Consider the following 18,322-nt stretch of genomic DNA (forward strand, 5'->3'; position numbering starts at 1 on the left):
CACCCACAGTTTGCGACCCCTCGGCAGAGGAATGGGCGTTAGGCGGAGGCGGCGAAGCCGGTGGAGGAGGTGTCGTCGAGGAGGCGATAGTCGACCTCCGCACCGCGGTCGGCCGCCAGGATCCAGGTGCGCTGCCACGGGCGATCGGCCGGGCCGAACGCGAGGACGACACGGGAGAACGGCTCGTCGGCGACACGCTGACCGATGATGTAACTCGGCGCCCCCGGGCCGCCGCTCGGGAGCGTCGCGACGTACTCGTCGTCGGCGAGGCGGCGCGGCCGGGTCGACTGCTGCGCGAGATGCGCCGGGGTGATGTTGCCGACCAGGAGCGTTTCGACGGCGGCGCGGACCTGGCCCTCGCGTCCCATCGCCGACTGCATCGCATCCAGCGGAGCCGACGACGGGACCGATGCTGCTCCGCCTGCCCGCGAGATCGCCTCACGGAGGATGTCACCCTGCGAGGCGCTTCCCATCGCGTGCTGCATCGGGGCGACGTATTGTTGGTGGTGTTCGTGACTCATCTGAGCCTCCTGTCCAAGGGTTGGTGTGCATGGTGCGGACGACGATGCCGGGGCTGCAACCCCGGCATCGTCATGTTTGCGCGTCGTCCGTCATCGGCCGATCTGCCGGAAGGCCGAGAATTCCCCGACCCGTCCGGACCGCTGATCGACCGATGCCGGCCGACGCGCGCTGAGGGTGCGCCTACTCGGCGACGCCCACGTACTCTGCGGCCTCGTCGGCCGTCTGCGGCGCCCCTGACTCGAGGTTCGCACGCAGCGCCTGGCCGAGGCCGGCGTCGACACTCGTCCAGTAGCCGATCGCACGCTCACGGATCTCGGCGCTCTGCACGCCGCCGACGGCGCCGGTGATCGTCTCGAGGAAACGCGCCTTGGCTGCATCGCTGAAGACCTCGCGGTAGAGCGTTCCGGCCTGACCGAAGTCGTCGTCCTCCGAGTGCAGTGCAGCGGCGGAGCGGAGCAGCGCGCCGTCCGACTCCCACGAGCCCTCCCCGGCACGGGCAGGGTCCGCGACGGGTCCGCCGAACGAGTTCGGCGCGTAGACCGGTGCGCCGGCCGGCTTGAAGCCGTGACGCGCACTGCCGTCCTGCGAGTAGTTGTGCACCGGCGCGATGGGCGAGTTCACGGGGATCTCGTTGTAGTTGGCGCCGACCCGGTACCGCTGGGCGTCCGGGTAGGAGAAGACACGCGCCATAAGCATCTTGTCGGGGCTGATGTCGATGCCGGGGACGGTGTTGGCGGGGGAGAACGCGGCCTGCTCGATCTGCGCGAAGAAGTTCTCCGGGTTGCGGTTCAGCGTGTGGACGCCCAGCTCGATGAGCGGGTAGTCCGTGTGCGGCCAGATCTTCGTGAGGTCGAACGGGTTGAACCGGTAGTCGGCGGCGTCGGCGTACGGCATGACCTGCACGGAGACCTTCCACGCCGGGAACTCGTTGCGCTCGATCGCCTCGTAGAGGTCGCGGCGGTAGTAGTCGGCGTCCGCACCGGCGATGGCCTCGGCCTCGACGCCCTCCATCTCCTCGTTGCCCTGCAGCGCGTGGAAGTGGTACTTGACCCAGAAGCGCTCGCCGGCCGCGTTGATCCACTGGTAGGTGTGCGATCCGTAGCCGGGCATGTGGCGCCACGACCGCGGGATGCCGCGGTCGCCCATGAGGTAGGTGACCTGGTGCGCGGACTCGGGGGAGAGCGTCCAGAAGTCCCACTGCATGTCGGCGTCGCGGAGGCCGGAGCCGGGGAGGCGCTTCTGCGAGTGGATGAAGTCGGGGAACTTGATGCCGTCGCGGATGAAGAAGACGGGCGTGTTGTTGCCGACGATGTCGTAGTTGCCCTCGGTCGTGTAGAACTTGACCGAGAAGCCGCGGACGTCGCGCCAGGTGTCCGGGGAGCCCTGCTCGCCGGCGACGGAGGAGAAGCGCTGCAGGGTCTCGGTCTTCGCGCCCGGCTGGAAGACGGCAGCGCGGGTGTACGCGGAGACGTCGCCTGTGACGACGAACTCGCCGAACGCGCCGCCGCCCTTGGCGTGCACGATCCGCTCCGGGATGCGCTCACGGTTGAACTGGGCGAGCTTCTCCACCAGGTAGCGGTCGTGCAGCGCGATCGCGCCGTCCGTCCCAGCGCTCAGCGAGTGCGCATCGCTCGCGACCGGGGACCCGGTTTGACTGGTGGTGTAGTTCTCCGACATGTGTCTCCTTAGTGGTGTGCCACGGGTGACGAGATCTCCGCCGCCCGCTGCTGACACGACGGGCAGAGACCCCAGAAGGTGACCTCCGCCGTCGACAGCGAGTACCCGGCCGTGTTCGACGGCTCCAGGCATGGTGCATGACCGACCACGCAGTCGACGTCAGCCACCGCACCGCACTCGGTGCAGACGAGGTGGTGGTGGTTGTCGCCGATCCGTCGTTCGTAGAGCGCGGGAGAACCTGCCGGTTCGATCTTGCGCAGCAGTCCGGCCCGGGACAGGTCCCTGAGCGCATTGTGCGTCGACTGCAGCGACGTGCCGGGAAGGCTTGCCCGGACGTGCTGATAGATCGAGTCGGCGTCCGAGTGCGGGAGCGTGTCCAACGCTTCCAGGACGGCGATCCTGCCCGCGGTGACGCGCAGATCGGCTGCGCGCAACTGCTCGACGGGGGTGGGGGTCATGTCATTCAACCTAACACTATTTTGATTCATTCAAAATTACGGAGTTGGGACTGGGAGGAGACGTTCAGGTGAACGCGGTGCGGAGCGATGGTGCGTCGGGTGGGTGTTCGGATGAGAGTCGGGCGCGGTGCCGGCCGTTTGCGCGTCGGTGCGGCTGAATCCGCCATCGTGCCTGTGGGTCGGGTACCCGATCCCGAGGCTAGCCGACACCTGCTGCCTGGGCCAGGGCTGTTGCGCCCTGTGCCCCTGTCTTTTCCGGGACGCGAGGGGAAGCAGATCGTCCCCCGGGAGGCCCGCGGGCAGCAGCATGCCTCCCCTCGCGAGCTGGGGGGATCGGGAGTGAGCGGATAGGGTGCTGTGGTGACACGAGACCGGGGCAGCAGACGATCGCGACGTGACGGATTCGATCGCGAAGGCTTCGAGCCCGGCGATGTGCAGGGCATCGCCCAGTACCTGAAGGAACGGGTGTACGCGAGCTTCACGGGTCTCGCGATCGTCCTGGTGCTCTCCGGAGCGATCGATCACCACACGGCGTCCGATGCGCTCTTCACCCTCGTGATCGGGGTGGTCGGCATCACGATCGCCGGTCTGGTGTCGGACATCATCGCCCACCTCGCCGCCCACGGCGCGTTCCCGGATCCAGCCGCCTGGCGTGTGATGTTCCGAGTTGCGGGAGGTGCGCTCGCGACGGTCGGCACCCCGGCCGTCCTCCTTGCGCTGGCATGGGCCGACGTGATGAGCCTGCATGCCGCGCTGCGCGCATCGTCCATCGTGTATCTCGTGACGCTCGGCCTCGTCGGCTGGTTCGCGGTGCGACGCGCGAAGATGGCGGCGTGGAAGCAGCTCGTCGCCCTCGCGATGCTCGTGGTCCTCGGTGCGATCGTCATCGGTCTGCAGGTGCTCGCGCACGGTTGACGCGCTGCCCCGCAGCAGGAGAACCGCGCCGTAGAAGGACGTCTTGCGACGTTTCGTCCTTCTGTGGTGCGGTTTTCCTTCTGCCGTGTGGCCGTGCGGCGAGAAATACCGGATGCGCCGCCGCGCCCGGCTCACTACGCTGAGCCGCAGAGAGACTGTGAGGTCCGCGATCATGGGCTATTTCATACTCGTCATCCTGCAAACCGTGATCCTGCCGATCGCGTCCGGCGTGATCGAGCTGGCGACGGTCGGCGGTGATCCCGTGTTGGTGTTCGGCAAGTGGTGGGTGTTCTGGGGTGTCGGGACCCGTCTCCTCGTCGCGGGCGTCGTCCAGGTCTCCGGCAACGGGATGACGAGCGCGATTCTCGGTGCGACGACGCCGAGCGTCCAGGAGCAGCAGCTCACGCGTGAGCTCGGCTTCGCGAATGTCGCGATGGGCCTCGCCGGGCTCCTCGCGTTCGTGTCCGGTTGGGCGCTTCCGGCTGGGCTCGCAGGTGGCGTGTTCTTGCTCATCGCCGGCATCATGCACGTGCCGAAGCGCGGCAAGAACGCGCAGGAGACGCTCGCGACCTGGACCGATCTCATCGTCGGTGTCGTCGTTGTCGCGCTCGCCGTCGCAGTTCTCGTCCGCGCGCTCGTGAGCTGACCGGCGTCAGGGCTGCAGCCCGCGCCAGAACAGCTCGCCGGCCGTGCTCACGAGCGCATCCGCCGGGACGCCGTCGAGTAGGCCGCCCGAGGCGAGGGTCGCGATGCCGTGGAACGTCGCGAAGGCGACGAGTGCGATGCGCTGCGGGTCGTCGTCGATGATCGCGCCAATGGACTGGGCGTCGATGACCACGCGCATCGTGATCGCCATCGATGCGTGGCCGGCGGCGAGGAGTGTCTCGTTCGCGTCCGGCGCGTGCTTCAGCCCGAACATCAGTGTGAGCAGCGTGGGCTGTGCGAGCGCGAACGACACGTAGCTGCTCGCGAGGGCGTCGAAGCGGGAGCGCATCTCACGCGGGGTCGTCGCCTCGCCCGCCACGGCGTGTTCGAGGGTGTCCGCGAGACGGTTGAACCCGTCCTCGGCGAGCGCGTCGAGGAGTGCCCGCTTGTCACGGAAGTGGCGGCTGGGGGCGGCGTGGCTCACTCCCGCGTCGCGAGCGAGCTGCCGCAGGGACAGGGCGTCGACGCCATCGCGTTCGATGCTCGCCGCCGCGGCCTCGAGCAGGGTGCTGCGGAGGTTGCCGTGGTGATAGGGCTGATCGGGCACGCATCGATCATACCGTGATGTTGTCATTGACAACAATGCTCGATGCGTGCATGATGATGTCACTGACAACATCGTGGATGTCGGCAATCCCCAACCCGACCACTCCGGCACGCTCACCCCAACGCCAACCCCAACACCATCAACAGAAGGACGCACTCATGACGCTCGACCTCCGCGGCGGAACTACCCTCATCACCGGCGCGAGCTCCGGGCTCGGCGTCGAGTTCGCGAAACGGTTCGCCGGCCGCGGCTCGAATCTGGTGCTCGTGGCCCGCCGCGCCGACCGCCTCGAGGCGCTCGCCGCCGAACTCCGCGCCTCGTCCCGCGTCGAGGTGACGGTCGTCCCGGCCGATCTCGGGGTGCTCGGCGCCGGGCGGCGACTCCACGACGAACTCGCGCAGCGCGGCATCCGCATCACCTCGCTCGTGAACAACGCCGGCTTCGGCAGCCACGGCGCGTTCGACGAGGCGGACCCCGATCGCATCGCACGGGAGATCCAGCTGAACGTCGGCACCCTGGTCGAATTGAGCCGCGTGTTCCTGCCGCAACTGCTCGCCGGGAAGGGCGCGCTCGTGACCGTCGCGAGCACCGCCGGCTATCAGCCGACACCGGGCATGGCCGTCTACGGCGCGACCAAGGCGTTCGTCCTGAGCTTCACCGAGGCGCTGTGGGCGGAGGCGCGCGGCACCGGTCTCCGGGTCTTCGCGGTCAGCCCCGGTGCGACCAAGACGGAGTTCTTCGATGTAGCGGGCGAGCAGGCGGCGATCGGCCGGAAGCAGACGAGCGGCCAGGTGATCGACACCGTGTTCCGAGCGCTCGACCGCGCCGACGGCGGACCGAGCATCGTGTCCGGGCGGATGAACCAGTTGACCGCGCTGGGCACCCGCCTGCTCCCGCGGCGAGCGATCGCGGCGACGAGCGCCCGGCTCCTCGGCGAAGTGCGGTTGGCTGCGGCGCGCAACTGACGGCTGCTGCGCGCAACTGACGGCCCGCCCGGCCGAGGGACTGCGCCGCACAAGGAGAACCGCCCGACCGGGGGACTGCGTGGCACAAGGAGAACCGCCCCGCAGAAGGACGAAACGTCGCAGGACGTCCTTCTGCGGGGCGGTTCTCCTTCCCTCGTGCGGGCGGACGTGCGGGCGGACGCGCTGGCGCGGGCGCGATCGCGGCCACGAGCGCCGTCGCCCTCGTCATTCCACGGCGATGGTGAGCCGGGTGATGAGCCCGCTGGCCGCCTCGCGGAATCGGTGCCTGAGCAGCACCCTTCCGCCGGGGAAGTCTCCTTCGAGCAGGACGTCGGCGATCGTGTTCCGAGCCGACCGCTCCACCCCGACGAGGGTGTGCGTGACCGTGTACTCGCTGGCCGGCCCGGCCAGCCAGGCGCGGATCTCGCCGTCCCCGGTGAAGGTGCGCCCGTCATCGGTGACCGATGCGTCGGCGGTGAACAGGGCTGCGACGCCGGTCTTCGACGGCTCCCGCATGAGCTCGAAGTAGGCGGTGACAGCCGGGGAGAGGTCCGGTGTGGTCATGATTGTTGGCTCCGTTCCAGGGTTCAGATGGTGGTGACGGTGCCGCCGTCGACCGTGATCTCGTCGCCGATGATCGATGCTGCGGCGTCGGAGACGACGAATCCGACGACCTCCGCGATCTCCGCTGCCGGCGCGAACCTGCCGTCCGGGATGCCACCGAGGGAGTCCATCAGCATCCGCATGCCGGCCGCCTCGTCGACGCCGTTCGCCTGCGCGATGCGCGCGGCGAGCGCGAATGCGCCCTCGCTCTGGATGCCCCCGGGGGAGACGGTGTTGACCCGGACGCCCTGCGGTGCGAGCTCGTTCGCGAGGCCCTTGCTGTACGCACGGAGCGCGGCCTTCGCGGCGGCGTAGCCGAGGGTCCCGTCGTACAGCGGCATCCGGCCCTGGATCGAGCCGATGTGCACGATCGCCCCCTTCCCCCTCGCCAGCAGCAGGGGCGAGAGCGCCCGGTCGATCCGCACGGCGGCCAGCAGATTGAGCCCGAGCTCCGCATCCCAGTGCGCGTCCGTCATCGTGGCGTGCCCGCCGGCCGGCGTCGCGGAACCGCCCGTCACCTGGACGAGGATGTCGAGGCCGCCCTGATCGGCGACGGCTGCTGCGATGACATCGGCTGCGGATGGCTCGGTCACATCGACCCGGAGGATCAAGTCGGCAGCTGTCTCGTCGGGCTGGGAACGGCCGATGGCGATGACGTGCGCGCCGGCATCGGCGAGGCGGCTCACGATGGCGGCGCCGAGGCCCTTCGTGCCGCCGACGACGACCGCGCGTCGACCGTGCAGGGAGAGCGCGGGCGGATAGGACGGAGCGGGCTGCGTGCCGGGTGAGCTGGTGGTGTGTGCTGAATCGTTCATACCGGCAGCATCGGCCTTCCCGTCGGGGGAAGGTCAAGCGGTGTGCGTAGCGACGTCGGACGTGCGCTCGTCTGAGCGCGTCGTCACCGTCCGGTCCGGAAGATCGGCCAGCCGATCTCGGTCACGACATCGGGCGATCGTGCTGACGACTGCTGCAGATAGGTCTCACGGAGTGGCCCGTCTACACCGATCTCATGTTGGGCGACGTACATGCCGAGGGCCCCGTACGTCGCAGCGATCGTCTCGTCCGGTCCACGATGGACGGCGACGGCGAGGTCCACGGCCGGCAGGATCTCAGCGTGCACCCTGCCGGTGCCGTTCCCGGAGGCGCCGGCCCACTCGGTGCTCGGGCGGCCGTCCAGCCCGTCGACGGGGAGGAACAGCACGGCTTCTCCCCGCTCGTGGAAGAACAGCGCGGTGTCCCAGACGCCCCCGAGCGGTCCAGCCCGGCGCAGGCCGGACGTCTCCACAGTCACCTCGAGCGTTGACGTCGCGCCCGTGTACCAGGGCCCGAGGTCGGCGAGGTCGATCGTCTCCCGGATGACGAGCACGGGGGTCGCCGGCACACTGCGATGCTCGATCGCGATGCGCGGGGACGGTGTTCCCAGGAGGTTCCGCAACGATGAGACGGCGGCACGGGTCGCTTCGAGCTGTTCCTCCATCCGTTGCAGATGTGCGGAGATCAGCGCGTTGCGCGTAGCCGGATCGGTCGTCCCGAGGATCTCGCCGACCGTCCCGACCGGGACGTCGAGGGCGCGCAGCTGCCGCACCACCTGGGCGTCCACGACCTGCTCAGCCGAATACAGCCGATAGCCGTTGGCTGGGTCGATCGCGGCCGGCTGCAGGATCCCGGCCTGGTGGTAGAAGCGGAGGGTCTTCGCGCTGAGCCGGGTCGCCCGGGCGAAGTCGCCGATCGTCATGGTGTGAGGCACCCTCCCATCCTGGACCCTCCCCCTGCGGGAAGGTCCAGCGCTCCCGGGAGAAGGTCCAGCGCGGCACGCCCCTCGACCGGGCGGACCGCCTATGGGAAGCTGGATGCGCAGGGCGCGAGGCACGCGTCGAGGTGGTCGGGAGGGCACATGGCGGGGCATCGGATCTTCACCACGAGCTTTGCGAGTGTGTACCCGCTCTACATCGCGAAGGCGGAGCGGAAGGGCCACAGCAAAGCCGAAGTGGATCAGGTCATCACCTGGCTCACCGGCTACGACGATGACGCCCTGGCCCGCGTGGTCGCCGACGAGGCGGACTTCGAGACGTTCTTCGCCGATGCTCCGGCCATGAATTCGAACGCCTCGCTCATCACGGGCGTCATCTGCGGGGTGCGGGTCGAGGAGATCGAGGACCCGCTGATGCAGCAGATCCGCTACCTCGACAAGCTCGTCGACGAGGTCGCCAGGGGCAAGAAGATGACGTCGATCCTGCGCCAGCCGCCGGTCCCGAAGATCTGATTCGGCGGCTCAGTCGACCCGTCACGCGTCCGACCGCTGGCCCGTCGGCCTGTCAGCCCATCGACCCGCCGACCCGCCGACCGACTGTGCAGCACCCTAGATCCAGCCCTGCTCCCACGCGATCGCGGCTGCGGACGTCTTCGAGTCGGCGTTGAGCTTCGCCATCGCGGATGAGACGTGGTTCCGGACCGTGCCGTGCGCGAGCGAGAGGTCCTTGGCGATCTGCTTCGTCGGCAGGCCGTCGCGGGTCAGCCGCAGCACATCGGTCTCCCGTGGGGTCAGCGGGCTCTCGTTCTCGGTGAGGGCCGCTGATGCGAGTCGCGCGTCGATGTAGCGCTCGCCGGCGGCGACGGATCGGATGATCTTGGCGAGTTCGGACGCGGGTGTCGACTTCGGCACAAATCCGCGCACCTGTGCTGCGAGCGCCCGCTTCAAGGTGCCGGGCCGCGCATGCCTTGTGACGATCATCGCCTGTGTCGGCACCAGTCGCAGCAGGCGCTCGGCGGCGTCGATGCCGTCGAGCTCCGGCATCTCCAGGTCGAGCAGCATCACATCTGGCCGATGCTCGACGGCAGCGGCGACGGCGGCGAGCCCATCGGAGACGTCGGCGACGACCTCGATGTCCGGCTCGAGCGAGAGGAGCGCGACGAGCGCCCCACGGATCAGTTCTTCGTCATCGGCGATCACGATTCGGATCATCGGTCGGTCCCTTCCTGCCCGGTTGTCCGGGCATCCGAAACGGCGGACCGGCCCGAAACGGCGGACCGGCCCGAAACGGCGGACCGGCCCGAAATGGCGGACCGGCCCGGGGCGCCAGCGCCAGGTACGGCGGCAGTACCCGCAGCGCCCGCAGTGCCCGGCGTCACCGGCACCCGCACGATCAGCGTGAACGCGTCATCGGTCTGCGTCGTCTGAACCGTGCCGTGCCGGGCGGCGACGCGTTCGGTCAGCCCGGCGAGTCCGGTCCCGCCCGCACGCCTCGCGCGGGGTGCGTTGTTGGTCACCGTCAGGAGGTACGCGTCGGAGCGCTCCTGGATGAGGTCGATCGTCGCCTCGGTCGCGCGACTGTGGCGGAGGATGTTGGTCGCCGCCTCCCGGATCGCGACGGCGAACACCGCGCCCACCGCGGTCGGCATGCCCGGTGCTTCGAGGTGTGCTTCGCAGTGGATGCCGGCGGACCGAAGCACAGCGGCAGCGTTGCGTGCCTCGACGGCGACGGTCACCGATCGGTAGTCGTTGACGACGGCACGGGTGTCGTCGAGCGCCTCCTTCGCGATCACCCGGATGTCCGCCAACTCGGCCCTCGCCGCATCCGGTCGTTCCGCCAGGAGTCGTTCCGCCAGTTCGCTCTTCAACGCGATGACCTGCAGGTGGTGGCCCTGGATGTCGTGCAGGTCGGTCGCGAACCGGAGCCGCTCCTTCGCGATGGCCAGCTCGGCCGCCGTCTGGCGGGCACGGTCGAATCGCAGGACGACCTGCAGCACCCACACCGCGCTCAACGGCATCAACGCGAACAGGAAGATGGTGCCGATGATGACCGGGTCGCTCGTCGCCTCGGTGGTGCCGGTCGACCCAGGTGCGGGGGTCGTCGTGGGGGAGAGCGCCGCTCCGAGCGCACCGCCAATGCCGATCACCGCGTAGACGACGAGGATCACGACCGCCTTCCACCATCCGCGCACGAGGCAGCTCAGCACACCGCCGGCGAGCGCGAGCGTGAACCCCCACGCCCAGCCGGCGAAGGGCGGGATCACGGCCAGCACCCACACGCCGAGTGCGAGGACGAGCGATGCGACGACGAGCGGATGATGCGGGGCGACCCGCCCTGGCGCCCGCAACAGCAGCGGAATGGTCGTCAGCGCGACGAGCGCCGCCGCAACCGTCAGCGCAACGAGGGCGATGCTCCGCTGGCCGAGCGGAGCATCGATCCCCACGAGGAGCTGCATCCCAGCGGCGATCACCACCGCGACCCCGAGGGTGGCGGCGGTGGAACCGCGCACGACCCGGAGGTCGGTGATCCCCCTGGTCGAGCGCGGTTCGGTGTCGGTCATGGCCTCAGCGTATCCAGTGCGTCGTGTTCTCGGGGTGGCGCGGTATGGGCACCGGTGCCGTCTCGTTTTCGCCTACTGCGCCGACGGCAGTGCGGACAGGAACGCCTCGGTGTCCTGCGCGATCTCCGCCGAGAACCGGTGGTGCAGGTAGTGCTCGCCCTCGATGAGGACGACCTTCCCGTTGTCGACGCTCGCGGCCTGCTGCTGGTGGAGTTCGACCCAGCCGGCCACATCGTCGTCCTTCGTGTTGACGAACAGGAGGAGGGGGAGGTCCTTCGGGAACGTCTTGCCGCTGGCTGCTGCGAAGTTCGCCGGGGCGTGATCCATCTCGTCCAGCAGAGTCGGAGCGGCGCCGTTCTTCGCTGCGAGCGCGTTCATGTCCGATTTCTCCGTGGCGGAGTAAGGCAGGCCGTCGTACTGGTCGGGGAGCGATGCGCCCAGGAGACGGGTGATGCCGAGGGCGCCGAGGGTGCCGATCGCCTCGGTGGGCATCGGTTCGTCGGCGCCGGGCTGCCCTGGCACACTGCTGTCGATCCCGACGAACGCGATGAGCTCATCGGCGTACGCGGCGCTGTAGGTGAGGGCGTAGATGCCGGAGATCGAATGGCCCATCAGGACGTACCGGTGGATGCCGAGGTGCTGGAGGGCCTCGTGCACCTCCGCGGTGATGTTCTCGGCGGTGCGCGGTTTGTCCGTCTGGTCGCTCAGACCGGTGCCGAACGGTTCGACCGCGACGACCCGGTACGTGCTGTCGAGTTGCGTGATGAGCGGCTGGAAGTCGAGGCCGGGGGCGGCCGTGCCGAGACCGGGCAGCAGCACGATCGTGGTGTCGCCCGTGCCGCTCACGACGACGTTCATCTCCTTGCCGTCGACCGGGACCTTCTCGCCGTAGGGCTGCACCGCGGCCACCTCGGCACTCGTCGCGACGGCATTGCCGATGGACGTCGTCGCCAGGGCGAGCACCGGGATCGCAATGAGGGCGCCGATGACGATCAGTGTGACCTTCAGCGGCTTGTTCATGCGCTTCTTCGTGCGCGCCTCGATGCGATTCTCGGGAGAGGTGTTCATTGCGGGGCTCGTTTCGTTCTGCCGAACGTCTGGGTGGCGTCTGCGGCGTGGAACCAGCCTCGCAGCGCGGCCGCGGGCGCAGAAGTGGCGTGGTGTCACGGGTGTGGGTGACACGTGTCATGGGTGCGGGGTGCGCCCGCGACCGCTCCTACGCGTCCCGGCGCGCGAGCGTCTGGACGAGCCCGATGGCCGTCGACTCGACGAGCAGCCGCAGCTTCGGCCTGAAGTCGTAGGCGACGTGGCCCCACTCCGGGACCTGCTCGTAGAGTTCGGCGAGCGATGGGGACGGGTTGGACACCTGCCAGAAGCTCGCGGCGAGCGCGGCGGTCGCCGGGATGAGCGCGGTGACCTGCGCGGTGTCGAAGCTGCTCGCGGCCGTCACCGTCTGCACGATTCTGTCGTGCTGGATGTACGCGTTCGTCTTGTATCGTCTGGCCCGCTCGATCGGCACGTCGCCCTCCAAGCTGAGGGTGACGTGCGTCAGGGTGTCGCAGAAGACGGGGAGCGATGCGATGGTTCGAGTGAGGACGTCCGCGACGTCTGTCGGCCCCAGCCCGGTGCGCCCGTCGATGGCGAGCTCGATCGCCTCGCGCCACTGCGACCATCCCCGCTCGGCGAGTTCGAGCAGCAGGTCTTCCTTGCTCGTGAAGTAGCGGCGGACGGCGGTGCGATGAAGGCCGGCCCGCTCGGTCACGGGGGCCAGGGTGACGTGCCGGACTCCGCCCAGTTCGCGCGCGAGGTCCTCGGCCGCTTCCAGGAGGTCTTCGGTGCGTTGGGCCTTCGCGTCGCTTGATCGAGCTCGTTGCATCGCCATCGTCCCATGTTAATGCACGCGAGGTGCGTTATGTGCTTTCGTGCTTAACGCATCACTTGGTGCGTTATCAACGAAGGGACCATCCCATGCAGGCAGTGCAGGCAACCGCGTTCGGCGACCCGAGTGTGCTCGAGGTCGTCACCCTCCCGGATCCCACCCCGGCCGCCGGGCAGATCTCCATCGATGTGACGCACTCGGCCGTCGGGCTCATCGACCTCTTCTTCCGGCAGGGCCGCTACAAGGACGTCGCCGGGATGCCGCAGCCGCCGTTCGTCCCCGGGCTCGAAGTCGCCGGGACCGTCCGCGCCCTCGGCGAGGGGGTCACGGGGTTCACCCCGGGTGAGCGGGTCGTCACGATGTCGGCCGGCGGCACTGGCGGATACGCGACCGTGTCCGTTGCGCCGGCCGCATCGGTCGTCTCGATCGAGGGCAGCGGCATCGACCCGGCGCTCGCGGTCGCAGCCATCCCGAACGCCGCGATGGCGCACGTCGCGTTGGCGCACGTCGCCCACCTCCGCGAGGGGGAGAGCGTTCTGATCCACGGTGCGCTGGGTGGTTTCGCCGCCGCGTTCGCCGGCATCGCGAAGCAGCTCGGGGCATCGCGGGTGGTCGGGACCGTGCGTGGTTCGAAGCTCGCTGCCGCCGCGACGACCAAGCTGCCGTACGACGCGATCGTCGACTCCGCGGATATGCTCGCCGCCCTGGGCGAGGAGCGGTTCGATGTGGTCATCGACCCGGTCGGCGGCGACCTCCGCACGCAGAGCCTCGACCTGATGCAGGTCGGCGGTCGCCTCATCGCCTCGGGGAATGCGAGCGAGGACTGGGGGCACCGGTTGGACAGCAATCAGCTCTGGCTGCGGAGCATCGCGGTGCTGGGATTCAACTCAGGCGCATTCCTGCCCACTCACCCGCAGTTCGTGCGTCCCGCGCTCGAAGCGGCTCTGGAAGCGGTCGCGGCGGGCCTCGCTGAAACCGTCGTCGACGTCCTGCCGTTGTCGGAGGCCGCCGTGGCACACAGTCGGATGGAGGAGAGGGCCGTCGACGGCCGTATCGTGCTCGCGACGGGGGTGTGAGTCGGGCGGGCTCCGTGCGTAGCGGGGGTCGATCTAACCATCGATTCGGGGGCCGACCGGATGGGGTCCGGCCGCGAGGATTCCTAGCGTTGAAGCATGATTTCAACGCCCAGACTCCCCGCCAGAACGTCCACCCTCCGTCGCATCGCAACCCGCTCCGCAGTCGCGGCAGTCGCCGGTGCCGCCTGCTGCATCGCGCTGACCGCCGGCGCGTTCTCGGGAGGTGGTGCTGGCGGTGCTGGAACTGCGGATCGCGTCGCGGTCAAGTCGATCGTCAACGGCTCGAAGGCGTCCGAGCGGTATCCGTTCATGGCGAGCATCCCGATCACGGCGCCGCTCGCCGGTCTCACCGACGGCAACTGCGGCGCGGCCCTGATCGATCCGGAATGGGTCGTGACCGCCGGCCACTGCCTGGACATGCAGATCGGATCGTTCGCGAAGGGGACGGTGCGCATCGGCAGCGAGAAGCGGGTGTCGGGCGGAACCGTGCGGAGCATCGCACAGGTGTTCGTCAATGCTGGGTATGCCCAGGGGCAGCCGAACCAGAACGACATCGCGCTCGTCCGGCTGGATCACCCCGTCAAGAATCGGCCGATCAGCATCGCGGCAGCCGCCGCGGACCCTGGGACCGCAACGAGGATCCTCGGCTTCGGCGTGACGAAGCCCAATGCCGACGCCACCAAATGGAAGATGTCCGGCGAGCTCCGCGAACTCGACACCTTCCGCGGCGACCCTGCGCAGTGCGCGCCCGGGTTCGCCGGTGACACGCGCCTCTGCACCCTCAGCCACGCGGTCGACGCGATGGCGTGCAACGGCGACTCGGGTGGGCCGCAGATCCAGCGCGGTCGCGGCGATCGGTGGGAACTCATCGGCGTCACCTCCGGACCGGGTGCGAAGAGCCCGTCCTGCGAGAAGGGCCCCGGCCTCTACACGAACGTGACGGCGTACCGCGACTGGATCACGCAGACCATCGCCGCCAACGGGTAGGCACTGCGCCCGCATCGAGCGAGGCCACGACGGATCTGCTGTCTTGCACCCACGACGACCAGCTGGTGTCGAACATCCATGACAACTGGGATGCTGCCGCCGAAGTGTCCCGTCTCGGTGATGCCGACAAGCGTCGGCTCTGCGAGAAGCAGGTGCTGCCCCGAGCGGCGTTCTTCGACTACGAACCGCACGTGCTCTAGCCGAGGCATTCTCACCGCGTACGCCACTGCTTCAGCGGGGGCGCTCCAACCACCGGTTCGGTGCTGGCGATGCGGGAACTGCGGATCGCGCGGCCGACGTCAGTCGCGCCGGGTCAACCCGACGATCATGAGGTCGAGTAGTCGGCTCGCGAGGGCGCGATCGTGTTCGCCTCCCGCGATGAGCGCGATGCCACCGAGGGCCATGAGCACGTCCTCAGCCGGCACGTCCGCACGGAGTTCGCCCGCCTCGATTCCGGCCGTTCGGATCGTCTCGATCGCGTCGTGCAGCATGCTCCGGCTGCTGGCGCGCAGCCCCTCGCGGGCGGCCAGGATGCTGGGAAGCGCATCGGCCATGCCGTGCTTGGTGAGCATGTAGTCGATGAAGTCGTTCGTCCATTTGCGCAGGGCCAGTATGGGATCGAGCGATTCGAGCAGCGTCGCCGCACTTCGGCAGAGCTTGGTCGTCTCGTTGCGATAGGTGGCCTCGATGAGGTCCTCGCGCGTCGGGAAGCGTCGGTAGAGCGTCCCGATCCCGACTCCGGCGCGCTGCGCGATGGCCTTCAGTGATGTGTCCGCACCAGTCTGCGCGAACGCTTCGGCCGATGCTTCGAGGAGGCGATCCCGGTTCATCTGGGCATCGGCGCGCAGCCCCGGGTCGGTCGGGTCGGCGGGACCAGTCGGGTCGGACGTGTTGGTCGGATCGGTCATGTTGGTGCCCCCTCTTGCAAGTGGAGTCGGCTCCGCTTAGAGTGAAGCCCTAAGTGGATGCGGCTCCACTTGTGAGTGTAGGGCGTCGAGGAAGCAGGAACAGATCATGACCGATCAAATCACCACACCATTCGGCGCACACTCCACCGCGTCCGAGGTGATCGCCGGGGTCGACCTCGCCGGCAAACGTGCGATCGTCACGGGAGCGGCTTCGGGCATCGGTGTCGAGACGGCCCGCGCGCTCGCTGTCGCCGGTGCGGAGGTCACGCTCGCTGTGCGCAATCCAACGGCCGGGCAAGCGGTCGCCGCCGACATCATCGCGAGCACCGGCAACCCCGCGGTGTCCGTCGCCGTGCTGGACCTGGCGGATCAGGGCTCGGTCGCATCGTTCGTGGCCGGATGGTCGGGCCCGCTCGACATCCTCGTCGCGAACGCGGGGGTGATGGCGACGCCCGAGCAGCGGACGGCAGAGGGGTGGGAGATGCAGTTCGCGACCAACCATCTCGGCCACTTCGCACTCATCACCGGTCTCCACGGCGCTCTCGTTCAAGCCGGACGCGCCCGTGTTGTGGTGGTCAGCTCCGTCGGACATGTCAACGGCGAGGTGCTGTTCGACGACCTGGACTTCACCGAGCAACCCTACGATCCGTGGGCGGCGTACGCGCAGTCGAAGACCGCGAACATCCTCTTCGCGGTCCAGGCCGCCCGACTGTGGGCGAGGGATCACATCATGGTCAACGCACTGAATCCCGGGCGCATCTGGGCGACCGGCCTCGGCCGTCACATGGAGACCCCGCCATCGGCCTTCGACCCGAAGGGCGGCACGGGGACGTCGGAGAAGAGCATCGAGCAGGGTGCGGCGACCTCGGTGCTCCTGGCCGCCTCGCCACTCGTCGACGGGGTGACGGGCCGATACTTCGAGGACTGCGAGGAAGCCGTGCCGTATGAGCCACCCGTGCGTCGCGGCGTCGCCGCCTACGCACTCGATCCCACGAAGGCCGCGCGGCTGTGGCGCGTCTCGACCGAGCTGGTTGAGCGAGCTCGCGCGGTGCGATCACGACCCTGATCGGGCGGCTCGTGCGAGCGGTCCTCCGGGTCCTCCGGGTCCTCCGGATCCTCCGTGGTCCGTGTATCCGCGAGTGCTAGCGGGTCGCCGGCGCCACCGATCCCAACTGGCCGAGGGCTCCGACATCGACCGGCTCTCCCGTGCCGGCCGCCGTCACGAGCGCCAGGGTTGCGCGGGCTGCGAGTCGCGCACCGTCGGGGCCATTGGCGCCGGTGACACCGGGCACCGGGGCGATCAGCCGACCGACGTCCATCATGCCGAGGTGTGCGACGCCGTCGAGCGTCACGCTGGCGCCGTTCTCGTCGGCGAGGAGGTCGCTCACGGCGGCGTTGTACGCCGGGTTCGGATCCATGTCGCCCGCGACGACCACCACGAGCGGTTGGGTGAGCCTCGTGCCGGCCGGGGACCTGGGCATGCCGTCGATGTCCACGACTCCCACGATGCGCGGGTCCAATCTGGCCGCCTCGATCGCGGTGGCGCCGCCCGCAGAGTGTCCGGCGGCGACAATGCGCGTCAGATCAGCGTCCGTCAGGTCCGGGGTCGGGGGAGCGGACGCCAGATGGTCGATGACGGCGCGCACGTCGGCGGCGCGGATCTCGACCGCGCGATCGGCGGCGGCCTGGTCCTGGGCGTCGTTGCCGGTCGTGTGGGCCTCGTCGAGCGCGATGGAACCGTCCGCGGGCTCGGTCGCAGCCGCATCGTACGGGTGATCGACGGCGATCACGATGATCCCGTGGCTGGCGAGCTCCTCCGCCCACGAGGTGAAGAACCAGCGGGTGCTGGCGAACCCGGGCGATGCGATGACGACCGGGCGGGTGCCCTGCGCGGCGGGGCTCTGTGCTGGGGAACTCTGTACTGGGGCGCTCTGCCAGCTCGCGTTGCTCTTCGCCCGGAGGAGACTGTCGAACAGCAGCGGTGGGGCACCATATTGCTTCGCCAGGGCCGTCGTGAGCGCGGATGCGGCCGCAGCGTTCGGCAGATAGGAGGACTGCGGTCCGGTCTCTGCGGCGGGGTACCAGACGGTGACCGGCAGCGATCGTTCCTGTCCCGCGGTGCTCCCGCCGCGGGCATCGCGGGTGGGGTCGGTCCACACGTGCGAGGCGACTCCGACGGCGTTCTGGCCGGTCGGTGCCGGCAGGAACACGGGTGGGAGGGCCCAAGCGCTCGCCGCGATGCCAACCAGGCCGAACGCCAGAACGACGACGCCGGTGACCGCGAGCTTCGGAGTCCGGCCGGAACGGGTCCAGAGCACAACGGCTGCGACGGCGATGGCGGCGATCGCGGCTGCGAGGAGCTGCGGACGCGCACCCTCCAAGACGAACGCGAGCAGCAGCGCGACCAGCGCCGTCGATCCGACGATGACGACCGGAACGGCGCGGCGTCGTCGAGTCGCGATGCCCACCACGAGGGTGGCGAGCATCAGAACGATGGCGGCGATGTCGATCCAAGGCACGGCGGGCTCCTCATAACGCACGGGTGAGATGCCCACGGTAGTTTCGTGCGGGTCGCCGAGGCATCAGCCTCTGAGTGCGCGGTGGTCATTCCGCAGGATGATTCGCGGACGGCGGGTGGGCATCCGGGGATGCGGTCCGGACGACGCACGGCGCGGCATCCATTCGAAGCGGGGGCGGTTAGTCGCCGGACGTTCGACGAGCGCTATTTGCTCGTCGTTCACGCGCTGAGCGTATGAGGTGAGCAATGGC

At 69.1% G+C, this 18,322-nt stretch carries 21 protein-coding genes; 8 read left to right on the forward strand and 13 right to left on the reverse strand.

Annotation, left to right across the window (positions count from 1 at the left end):
* Positions 1-38: 38 nt before the first annotated feature.
* The 3 genes from ACL9RL_RS13340 to ACL9RL_RS13350 all read right to left on the reverse strand — a co-directional run bounded on the left by ACL9RL_RS13340 (position 39) and on the right by ACL9RL_RS13350 (position 2,657).
* On the reverse strand, positions 39-521 hold the full coding sequence (locus tag ACL9RL_RS13340; RefSeq protein ID WP_422780755.1) for a hypothetical protein: 483 nt from the start codon (positions 519-521) through the stop codon (positions 39-41).
* 181 nt (positions 522-702) lie between these two features.
* Complete coding sequence (locus ACL9RL_RS13345) at positions 703-2,199, reverse strand: catalase (protein ID WP_422780756.1); 1,497 nt, start codon at positions 2,197-2,199, stop codon at positions 703-705.
* Positions 2,200-2,207: 8 nt separating this feature from the next.
* The gene (locus ACL9RL_RS13350; RefSeq protein ID WP_422780757.1) at positions 2,208-2,657 is read right to left on the reverse strand and encodes a Fur family transcriptional regulator; all 450 of its coding nucleotides are present in this window, start codon (positions 2,655-2,657) and stop codon (positions 2,208-2,210) included.
* Positions 2,658-3,017: 360 nt separating this feature from the next.
* Between ACL9RL_RS13350 and ACL9RL_RS13355 the strand changes: the two genes are divergently transcribed.
* Together ACL9RL_RS13355 and ACL9RL_RS13360 are read left to right on the forward strand one after the other, a co-directional pair.
* Complete coding sequence (locus ACL9RL_RS13355) at positions 3,018-3,572, forward strand: hypothetical protein (RefSeq protein ID WP_422780758.1); 555 nt, start codon at positions 3,018-3,020, stop codon at positions 3,570-3,572.
* A 172-nt stretch (positions 3,573-3,744) separates the two neighbouring features.
* A complete protein-coding gene (locus ACL9RL_RS13360) occupies positions 3,745-4,218 on the forward strand; it encodes a DUF6790 family protein (RefSeq protein WP_422780759.1) in 474 nt (157 codons plus the stop codon).
* 6 nt (positions 4,219-4,224) lie between these two features.
* On the opposite strand, the gene ACL9RL_RS13365 is transcribed toward ACL9RL_RS13360, so the two are convergent.
* Positions 4,225-4,824 (reverse strand): TetR/AcrR family transcriptional regulator, encoded by a 600-nt coding sequence (locus ACL9RL_RS13365; protein WP_422780760.1) that lies wholly within the window; start codon positions 4,822-4,824, stop codon positions 4,225-4,227.
* Positions 4,825-4,982: 158 nt separating this feature from the next.
* On the opposite strand from ACL9RL_RS13365, the gene ACL9RL_RS13370 reads away from it, so the two are divergent.
* Positions 4,983-5,789, forward strand: coding sequence for an SDR family NAD(P)-dependent oxidoreductase (locus ACL9RL_RS13370; protein ID WP_422780761.1), 807 nt, complete (start codon positions 4,983-4,985; stop codon positions 5,787-5,789).
* A gap of 225 nt (positions 5,790-6,014) precedes the next feature.
* Here ACL9RL_RS13370 and ACL9RL_RS13375 read toward each other — a convergent pair whose 3' ends face one another.
* From ACL9RL_RS13375 to ACL9RL_RS13385, 3 genes are all read right to left on the reverse strand, one after another.
* Positions 6,015-6,353: a hypothetical protein gene (locus ACL9RL_RS13375; protein WP_422780762.1), complete on the reverse strand. Its 339-nt coding sequence runs from the start codon at positions 6,351-6,353 to the stop codon at positions 6,015-6,017.
* Between the two features lie 23 nt (positions 6,354-6,376).
* Positions 6,377-7,207, reverse strand: a complete 831-nt coding sequence (locus ACL9RL_RS13380) for an oxidoreductase (RefSeq protein WP_422780763.1) — start codon at positions 7,205-7,207, stop codon at positions 6,377-6,379.
* Positions 7,208-7,290: 83 nt separating this feature from the next.
* Positions 7,291-8,139, reverse strand: coding sequence for a MerR family transcriptional regulator (locus tag ACL9RL_RS13385; RefSeq protein WP_422780764.1), 849 nt, complete (start codon positions 8,137-8,139; stop codon positions 7,291-7,293).
* A gap of 147 nt (positions 8,140-8,286) precedes the next feature.
* Here ACL9RL_RS13385 and ACL9RL_RS13390 point away from each other — a divergent pair, with 147 nt between their 5' ends.
* A complete protein-coding gene (locus ACL9RL_RS13390; protein WP_422780765.1) occupies positions 8,287-8,655 on the forward strand; it encodes a DUF2200 domain-containing protein in 369 nt (122 codons plus the stop codon).
* Positions 8,656-8,751: 96 nt separating this feature from the next.
* Here ACL9RL_RS13390 and ACL9RL_RS13395 read toward each other — a convergent pair whose 3' ends face one another.
* From ACL9RL_RS13395 to ACL9RL_RS13410, 4 genes are all read right to left on the reverse strand, one after another.
* Positions 8,752-9,354: a response regulator transcription factor gene (locus ACL9RL_RS13395; RefSeq protein ID WP_422780766.1), complete on the reverse strand. Its 603-nt coding sequence runs from the start codon at positions 9,352-9,354 to the stop codon at positions 8,752-8,754.
* Complete coding sequence (locus tag ACL9RL_RS13400) at positions 9,351-10,703, reverse strand: sensor histidine kinase (RefSeq protein ID WP_422780767.1); 1,353 nt, start codon at positions 10,701-10,703, stop codon at positions 9,351-9,353. The genes ACL9RL_RS13395 and ACL9RL_RS13400 overlap by 4 nt, the downstream gene beginning before the upstream one ends.
* A 72-nt stretch (positions 10,704-10,775) precedes the next feature.
* A complete protein-coding gene (locus ACL9RL_RS13405) occupies positions 10,776-11,771 on the reverse strand; it encodes an alpha/beta fold hydrolase (protein ID WP_422780768.1) in 996 nt (331 codons plus the stop codon).
* A 148-nt stretch (positions 11,772-11,919) separates the two neighbouring features.
* Positions 11,920-12,585 (reverse strand): TetR family transcriptional regulator, encoded by a 666-nt coding sequence (locus tag ACL9RL_RS13410; protein ID WP_422780769.1) that lies wholly within the window; start codon positions 12,583-12,585, stop codon positions 11,920-11,922.
* Between the two features lie 86 nt (positions 12,586-12,671).
* On the opposite strand from ACL9RL_RS13410, the gene ACL9RL_RS13415 reads away from it, so the two are divergent.
* The 3 genes from ACL9RL_RS13415 (at position 12,672) to ACL9RL_RS13425 (ending at position 14,845) form a co-directional block, all read left to right on the forward strand.
* The gene (locus ACL9RL_RS13415; RefSeq protein WP_422780770.1) at positions 12,672-13,658 is read left to right on the forward strand and encodes a quinone oxidoreductase family protein; all 987 of its coding nucleotides are present in this window, start codon (positions 12,672-12,674) and stop codon (positions 13,656-13,658) included.
* 96 nt (positions 13,659-13,754) lie between these two features.
* Entirely contained in the window at positions 13,755-14,645 is an 891-nt protein-coding gene (locus tag ACL9RL_RS13420) for a S1 family peptidase (protein WP_422780771.1), read from the forward strand.
* 65 nt (positions 14,646-14,710) lie between these two features.
* Entirely contained in the window at positions 14,711-14,845 is a 135-nt protein-coding gene (locus tag ACL9RL_RS13425) for a hypothetical protein (RefSeq protein ID WP_422780772.1), read from the forward strand.
* A gap of 99 nt (positions 14,846-14,944) precedes the next feature.
* On the opposite strand, the gene ACL9RL_RS13430 is transcribed toward ACL9RL_RS13425, so the two are convergent.
* Entirely contained in the window at positions 14,945-15,553 is a 609-nt protein-coding gene (locus ACL9RL_RS13430; protein ID WP_422780773.1) for a TetR/AcrR family transcriptional regulator, read from the reverse strand.
* Positions 15,554-15,659: 106 nt separating this feature from the next.
* Between ACL9RL_RS13430 and ACL9RL_RS13435 the strand changes: the two genes are divergently transcribed.
* Positions 15,660-16,619, forward strand: a complete 960-nt coding sequence (locus ACL9RL_RS13435; protein WP_422780774.1) for an SDR family NAD(P)-dependent oxidoreductase — start codon at positions 15,660-15,662, stop codon at positions 16,617-16,619.
* Positions 16,620-16,695: 76 nt separating this feature from the next.
* On the opposite strand, the gene ACL9RL_RS13440 is transcribed toward ACL9RL_RS13435, so the two are convergent.
* A complete protein-coding gene (locus ACL9RL_RS13440; protein ID WP_422780775.1) occupies positions 16,696-18,072 on the reverse strand; it encodes an alpha/beta hydrolase family protein in 1,377 nt (458 codons plus the stop codon).
* Between the last annotated feature and the right edge of the window lie 250 nt (positions 18,073-18,322).

Origin of the sequence: Plantibacter sp. Mn2098 (genome assembly GCF_049319745.1) — a bacterium.
GTDB lineage: Bacteria > Actinomycetota > Actinomycetes > Actinomycetales > Microbacteriaceae > Plantibacter.

What these genes read in the sequence shown, in the direction of transcription:
- ACL9RL_RS13405 (WP_422780768.1), bottom strand. Translation starts at nt 11,771, where the DNA reads ATGAACACCTCTCCCGAGAATCGCATCGAGGCGCGCACGAAGAAGCGC.
- ACL9RL_RS13360 (WP_422780759.1), top strand. Translation starts at nt 3,745, where the DNA reads ATGGGCTATTTCATACTCGTCATCCTGCAAACCGTGATCCTGCCGATC.
- ACL9RL_RS13375 (WP_422780762.1), bottom strand. Translation starts at nt 6,353, where the DNA reads ATGACCACACCGGACCTCTCCCCGGCTGTCACCGCCTACTTCGAGCTC.
- ACL9RL_RS13420 (WP_422780771.1), top strand. Translation starts at nt 13,755, where the DNA reads ATGATTTCAACGCCCAGACTCCCCGCCAGAACGTCCACCCTCCGTCGC.
- ACL9RL_RS13395 (WP_422780766.1), bottom strand. Translation starts at nt 9,354, where the DNA reads ATGATCCGAATCGTGATCGCCGATGACGAAGAACTGATCCGTGGGGCG.
- ACL9RL_RS13380 (WP_422780763.1), bottom strand. Translation starts at nt 7,207, where the DNA reads ATGAACGATTCAGCACACACCACCAGCTCACCCGGCACGCAGCCCGCT.
- ACL9RL_RS13435 (WP_422780774.1), top strand. Translation starts at nt 15,660, where the DNA reads ATGACCGATCAAATCACCACACCATTCGGCGCACACTCCACCGCGTCC.
- ACL9RL_RS13415 (WP_422780770.1), top strand. Translation starts at nt 12,672, where the DNA reads ATGCAGGCAGTGCAGGCAACCGCGTTCGGCGACCCGAGTGTGCTCGAG.
- ACL9RL_RS13410 (WP_422780769.1), bottom strand. Translation starts at nt 12,585, where the DNA reads ATGGCGATGCAACGAGCTCGATCAAGCGACGCGAAGGCCCAACGCACC.
- ACL9RL_RS13350 (WP_422780757.1), bottom strand. Translation starts at nt 2,657, where the DNA reads ATGACCCCCACCCCCGTCGAGCAGTTGCGCGCAGCCGATCTGCGCGTC.
- ACL9RL_RS13345 (WP_422780756.1), bottom strand. Translation starts at nt 2,199, where the DNA reads ATGTCGGAGAACTACACCACCAGTCAAACCGGGTCCCCGGTCGCGAGC.
- ACL9RL_RS13370 (WP_422780761.1), top strand. Translation starts at nt 4,983, where the DNA reads ATGACGCTCGACCTCCGCGGCGGAACTACCCTCATCACCGGCGCGAGC.
- ACL9RL_RS13390 (WP_422780765.1), top strand. Translation starts at nt 8,287, where the DNA reads ATGGCGGGGCATCGGATCTTCACCACGAGCTTTGCGAGTGTGTACCCG.
- ACL9RL_RS13400 (WP_422780767.1), bottom strand. Translation starts at nt 10,703, where the DNA reads ATGACCGACACCGAACCGCGCTCGACCAGGGGGATCACCGACCTCCGG.
- ACL9RL_RS13340 (WP_422780755.1), bottom strand. Translation starts at nt 521, where the DNA reads ATGAGTCACGAACACCACCAACAATACGTCGCCCCGATGCAGCACGCG.
- ACL9RL_RS13430 (WP_422780773.1), bottom strand. Translation starts at nt 15,553, where the DNA reads ATGACCGATCCGACCAACACGTCCGACCCGACTGGTCCCGCCGACCCG.